This window comes from Chrysiogenia bacterium, assembly GCA_020434085.1.
Taxonomy (GTDB): Bacteria; JAGRBM01; JAGRBM01; order JAGRBM01; family JAGRBM01; genus JAGRBM01.
In genome coordinates, this window is sequence record JAGRBM010000484.1 from 1 (window position 1) to 5,097 (window position 5,097).

The window sequence follows — 5,097 nt, forward strand, 5'->3', positions numbered from 1 at the left end:
ACGCGGCTGCCCACTTCAACGGCAACGTATTCGAGCGTCTCGTTGAGCGCGATGGCCAGGTTGGCGGGCAGGGTCCACGGGGTCGTGGTCCAGATGACCAGCTCGAGTTGCTTGCCGCGAAGCGAGGGATGAACCTCGGCGGCGTCAGGGGTGATGAGCTCGAAAGGCACGTAGATCGAGGGCGACTCGTGGTCGTGATACTCGATCTCCGCCTCGGCGAGCGCGGTCTCGTACTTCCAGTCCCAGTAGACGGGCTTTAATCCGCGGTAGACATATCCGCCGCGTACCACGCGCGCGAACTCGCGGGCGATGTGCCCCTCATAGTCCTTGTCCATGGTTCGGTAGGGATGATCCCAGTCACCGAGGACTCCAAGGCGGATGAACTCCTGCTTCTGCTTGGTGACCCAGCTCCCTGCAAACTCCGCGCAGGCGGCCAGAATGGCATGGCGCGGCGGGGTCTTTCCCTTGGCGCGGAACTTGTCGACCACCTGCTGCTCGATGGGAAGGCCGTGGCAATCCCAGCCGGGCACGTAGTGGCAGTCGTAGCCGTTCATGTGCCGGTACTTGACGATCAGGTCCTTGAGCACCTTGTTGAGGATGTGCCCCAGGTGAATGCTGCCGTTGGCATAGGGGGGGCCGTCGTGAAGGATGAACTTCTCGCGGCCCTTCGCCTGCGCATGGATCTTGCCGTAGAGGTCCTTTTCCTGCCACTGCGCCAGCCACTGGGGCTCACGCTGGGGCAGGTTTGCACGCATGGGAAAATCCGACTGCGGGAGGTTGAGTGTCGTCTTGTAGCTGGGTTTTTCCTCGCTCATGGTCCCTGATACGCGGGGTGCGAAGGCGGCTCACACAGGCGGCCACCGGCACCGGGCACTTCGGGAAAAACGTCGTGATTGCGACGTCTTGCCCGCGCCCGTTTCAATTGGCCCTACGCTATACCGCGCAGGCAATCAGGGTTCAAGCAGGGATGAGGCTTGATTGACGTAGTCGGCAATTCCGTCGCGAAAGACGCCCGGAAGGTCCACAAATTCCAGTCCAACGCCCGCAGGAGTGCCGTCCTGCTGGTCAGCTGGGCGACGCCAGACGACCTTGGCCACGCTTTCGATGGTGCTGCCCGGGTAGGGCAGGCGGAATTTGAGGCTGACTTGCTCCCCGGCGGGGAGTTCCTTGACCGTGGGAATGAAGAGTCCCCCACAGGAAATGTTGCCGCCGGAGGCGACAATGCGGTCCCCGCCTGGGGTCATGCAATGCACGAGGGAGGCGAAGGGCGCTCTGGGATGCTTGCGGGTCTGTGGCCGAGTCATGTTGCTACTTTCGGCGGCGCAATTACTAACGCCGCATGCTGCACAGGCCCGGCGGATCCCCCTCTTACCCTGCCGAGTGGAACAACTGCTTGGTTGTAAATTCTACTGGCGCATTATAAGGCAATTTCAGCCCCCACGCAATGAAATTGCCGGGAAGGCTGGTAATCGGTAGCGATCGGGACCGCATTACGCCGTGTTTGAAACTGTGGGGGCCGCCGCGGGTTTCGGGCCCTGCTGCATGCTCATGAGCGTCTTCATCAGAAAGGGCTTGGCCAGCATGAACATGTTGGCCGTCTTGTCGATCTGGGTGGCCAGGCCCGAGATGAGCGAGAACGTCCTGCCGTACAGTACGATGTCGTTGGGAATCACGATGCCTTCGAGCTTGTCCAGGGTCTCCAGCACGTCCTCGCGGATCTTGCGGAAGTCCAGCTCACGCGCCTGTTGGGGGGAGAGTTCGAAATACTCGGTGAAGAAGTCCTTGAGGATCGGGCGGATGTGGGCGGCATTGCGCTCATCGACGATTCCAAGATTGATGAGCTCGGGCAGGAACTTGTCCACATCGCGCGAGAGGAAGGCAAAGGCTGCCTTGAGCAGCTTGGCGTGGAATTCCCGTGGCAGGATCTTTACCTGACCGAAGTCGAGCAGGCAGACCTGGACCTTGCCCTCGTGCATCCGGAACAGCAGGTTGCCCGGGTGGGGGTCGGACTGGAAGATGCCGTCCTCGTACATCATCTTCGTGAAGGCGTTGAGGATAACCTCGAGCACCTCGCGCCGGTCGATTCCCAGCTCGATCATCTTCTTGAAGTTCGTGATTTTGTAGCCGTCGAAGAACTCGGTGCAGATCACCCCGCGCGTCGTATATTCATCGAGCACCCGGGGCGTGCAGAACTGGGGAAACCCGTTCATGTTCTCGTAGATGGTGCGGGTGTAATTGGCTTCCTGCTCGTAGTTGAGCTCAGTCTCCAGCGCGCGGCGCATCTCCCAGTAGACCGGGCGCAGGTCGGCCAGCGGCGTGAACAGGTTGAACAGGTAGACCGCCGTCCCGAAAAGGAAGAGGTCGATCTTGAGCTTCATTTCCAGGTCGGGGTAGCGGATCTTCAGACAGACGTCCGTGCCGTCCTTGGTGACCGCCTTGTGAACCTGCCCGAAACTCGCGGCGGCCAGCGCTTCGTGCTCGATGGAGGCGAAGATTTCCTCGGGATGGCGCCCATACTCGCGCATGAGCTGTCCCTCGATAACGCTCCAGTCCTGGGGGGTGACCTTGTCCTGCAGGCGCGAGAGCGACTGGGTCCAGGTGCGCGGCACGATGTCGACGCGGGCGCTGATGAGCTGGCCGACCTTGATCAGGCCGCCCTTCATGCGCACGGCGAGCTGGTAGAACTTCTCAGCGTTCTTGGCGTGCGCCGTCTTCCATTCCTCGCGCGTCGTTTTGCGCCCGAAGTATTTTCTCCGTAGCCAGAACCACAGATATTCGAAATAGATCGGCGCCAGTGTGGAGCTCACTAGAAAGAGCCGCGCGATGCCGTGCCAGAGATACTTGCCTGTCATATAGAAATGCCGCCTGAGAGGGTATGCCGCCGCGCGCTCACGAGCGCTCGGCCAGCCAGTCGACCATCGGAGTCCAGACCAGGCTCGGGGCTTTCGAGCCCTCAACCAGTCCGATGTGTCCGACGGGTACGTATTTCACGGTCATGTCGCGCGAGCTCACCAGTTCGGCCAGCGCCTGCACCGATTCGGGGCTGGCAACCTTGTCGCCGGTGCCCACGAACAGCAGGATGTTGGCCTTCACTTCCGAGAGTTTCACCGTTTTCTCTCCCATGACCAGCTTTTCCTGGCGGAGCTTGTCGTCACGGATGAAGTCGGTGAGGAACTGCAGGAACGCCTCCTGGGGGTAGTCGAAGAAGGCATTGATAAACTCGCCCATGGTCTCCCACGCGGCGACGAATTCGCGGTCGTAATACTTGGTCCACAGGGCGCGGTAGCGGGTCAGCGTTCCCAGGGGTGCCATGGCCATGAAGCCCGCGCGTGTCAGCTCGCCGGGCACGTTGCCGATCTGCCCGATCACCGCACGAAGGGGCGTAATGACAAGGCCGGCGAGGGACGAGAAGGGCAGCATCGTCGAGAAATTGAAAGGCGATCCAAGAACGATGGCATTTTTGACGCCCGATTCCTCTCCGTAGAGGGCGGTGTAGATCATGCTCATGATCCCGCCCATGCTCCAGCCCACCAGGCTCACGCTCTCGGCGCCGGTCACTTCGAGGAGTTTCTGCACCCCGTTGGGGATAAAGTCGGTGACGTAGTCCTCGACGGTGATGTCCTTTTGATCCTCGCCGGGATTGCCGAAGTCGAGCATGTAGGTGTCGAAACCCGCGTCCAGAAAGTGATGGACCATGGAATGGCCCGGGCGCAGGTCAAAAATCACGGGATTGGCCATGAGCGGCGGGATGATGAGGACCGGGGTCTCGTAACGCCGGGGCTCGCGCGAGACGTAGCGCTTGAGGGTCGCATTCTCCCACATGAAGACCGTTTCGGAGAAGGTGCGCACTTGGGGGGTCAGCGGCCCGGCCACAACCCGCTCGACCAGGTGGGTCTGGCGCATCAGCTCGCGCCGAAGCCGCTTTTTCAAGCTCGCACCCAGCCCGCGGGCGGGTGGCATTTCCTGTTGCTCTGTGGCACTCATGGGGGCCTGTCCTGATGGAGTCAGGCTAACCCGCGTGGCCGGGTGGTTCAATCCCGGCCATGGGCAAGCCCGTCTCGGGCGCGAGTGACGCGCCTGCGCGAAGGTAGATACAGCATGGAGCAAGGCGAGAACAAGCTGCGAGCGGTCTACGAAGACTATCTGGCCACCCTCGACGACATTGAGGCCCGTTCATCCCGGGTCGCTCTGGAGCGCTGGGACAAGTTCCTGGAGGGCCGTCCCCCCGAGGAAGTCGACGGCTCGCGCCGCGAGTGGTTCGAGATGGCGCAGGAGGAATCGGGACTCCCGGCCAAACAGGTCAGCGAGATCTCCGAGCGGGTAGGGCGCTTCTATTCCTGGCTCACCCTTGCGCGGCCTGCAGCGCCGCCCTTTGGTGGCGGCGTTGCCAAACCCTCGGTGAGCCGCGATGCGGGGCTCCCCACGCCGCCGCCCTCGCTCGAGGGCGACCCCAAGCTCTGGGTGCAGGGCCCGTCACTGGGACCGCCGCCCACGAGAGTGCATACCCCGATTGCCGCCGAGGGAGAGCACGCCTACGGCGCGGGCGGTCCGGTGCGCAACGTGCGCGCGATCTGGGTGGTGGGTGTCATGCTGGCCTCCTGCCTGCTGGGCATTCTTCCCTACCTGTTCATCGTTACCCCGCTGGCCCGCCTGGAGACGGACTTGAGCGTCTACATCCGCTCGGCCGACAAGCAGGAAATGACCGGACTCTATGCGTGGCTCGTTCCCCACGCCCAGGCAGTGGGGATCGAACTCGATCCGGACGCGGCAAAGGTCAGTTACGAGGCCTCCGAGGCCGCGCGCTTTGGCGTGACGAAGCTGCGCTATGTGAACATTTCCGTGCCCGGCGAACAGGTTCTCTGGGGAATCCGGCGCGAGGTGGAGATCAGCGCGCGGGCACTGAGCGAGTTTGAGGTGGGCGCGCCCAAAGCCCCCGAAATCGAAGCCGTGCCGGAGGTGCAGGCCGCGCCCGCGGCCGCCCCGAAGCTCAGCGACGAGGACGTCAGGGAGCTGCGGGCGCTTCGCGCGCGGATCGATACAGCCATCGCCAACCTGCGCGCCACGGTGGGCAGCGTTCCCACTGCCGCGCAGGCGTTG

Annotated in this window: 5 protein-coding genes; 1 reads left to right on the forward strand and 4 read right to left on the reverse strand. The window is 62.7% G+C overall.

The window, feature by feature from the left end; genetic code table 11:
• The 4 genes from KDH09_16320 to KDH09_16335 all read right to left on the reverse strand — a co-directional run.
• Positions 1–815: class I tRNA ligase family protein (locus KDH09_16320; protein ID MCB0221264.1), on the reverse strand; the 815-nt coding region annotated here is incomplete at its 3' end.
• Between the two features lie 135 nt (positions 816–950).
• Positions 951–1,304, reverse strand: a complete 354-nt coding sequence (locus KDH09_16325) for a PilZ domain-containing protein (protein ID MCB0221265.1) — start codon at positions 1,302–1,304, stop codon at positions 951–953.
• Between the two features lie 186 nt (positions 1,305–1,490).
• Positions 1,491–2,852, reverse strand: a complete 1,362-nt coding sequence (locus KDH09_16330; protein MCB0221266.1) for an AarF/ABC1/UbiB kinase family protein — start codon at positions 2,850–2,852, stop codon at positions 1,491–1,493.
• Positions 2,853–2,889: 37 nt separating this feature from the next.
• Positions 2,890–3,984 (reverse strand): alpha/beta fold hydrolase, encoded by a 1,095-nt coding sequence (locus KDH09_16335; GenBank protein ID MCB0221267.1) that lies wholly within the window; start codon positions 3,982–3,984, stop codon positions 2,890–2,892.
• A 114-nt stretch (positions 3,985–4,098) separates the two neighbouring features.
• Between KDH09_16335 and KDH09_16340 the strand changes: the two genes are divergently transcribed.
• Positions 4,099–5,097: hypothetical protein (locus KDH09_16340; protein ID MCB0221268.1), on the forward strand; the 999-nt coding region annotated here is incomplete at its 3' end.

What these genes read in the sequence shown, in the direction of transcription:
- KDH09_16325 (MCB0221265.1), bottom strand. Translation starts at nt 1,304, where the DNA reads ATGACTCGGCCACAGACCCGCAAGCATCCCAGAGCGCCCTTCGCCTCC.
- KDH09_16330 (MCB0221266.1), bottom strand. Translation starts at nt 2,852, where the DNA reads ATGACAGGCAAGTATCTCTGGCACGGCATCGCGCGGCTCTTTCTAGTG.
- KDH09_16335 (MCB0221267.1), bottom strand. Translation starts at nt 3,984, where the DNA reads ATGAGTGCCACAGAGCAACAGGAAATGCCACCCGCCCGCGGGCTGGGT.